The 552-nt window shown below is 45.5% G+C and carries 1 protein-coding gene; it reads right to left on the bottom strand.

The features are described from left to right. Positions 1–552: leucine-rich repeat domain-containing protein (locus ASC50_RS06705; protein ID WP_158648366.1), on the bottom strand; the 552-nt coding region annotated here is incomplete at both ends.

The following is a 552-nucleotide window of genomic DNA, read 5'->3' as shown; positions in this document are numbered from 1 at the left end:
ATTAAGCATCTGCAATTAAAAAAAGCATTTCCGTCAATAGTATCAACGCTGCTCGGTATGGTATATGCCCCTGTTTTTTTTGCAGGGCATTGTATGAGCGTTGTTTTATTTTTATTGAACAATACGCCATCTACCGAAGTGTAATTTGCATTGGCGGCGTCTACGTCTATGGCAGTTAAGCTATCGCAACCATTAAAAGCCCGTTCGCCGATAGATGTAACGGAGTTGGGTATGGTTATGCTCGTTAGAGGAGAGCAACCGTTAAAAGCCTGTTCGCCGATCGATGTAACGGAGTTGCCAATGGTTACGCTCGTTAGACCTCTGCAAAACCAAAAAGCGTAGTTGTCGATAAATGTAACGGAGTTGGGTATGGTTACGCTCGTTAGACCTCTGCATCCGGAAAAAGCGAACTTGCCGATAGAAGTAACGCCCTGCTCTATTACCACAGAGGTCATCTGCGAATAGTACGTACCCCACGGCGCAGTAGTGTGCTGTTGTGGATAACCTCTATTGTCGTCATAGTCGCTCATATCCCCTGTACCACTAATGGTG

The sequence above is a fragment of the Candidatus Symbiothrix dinenymphae genome, from assembly GCF_001431085.1.
This window is presented reverse-complemented; position numbering and strand designations above follow the sequence as displayed.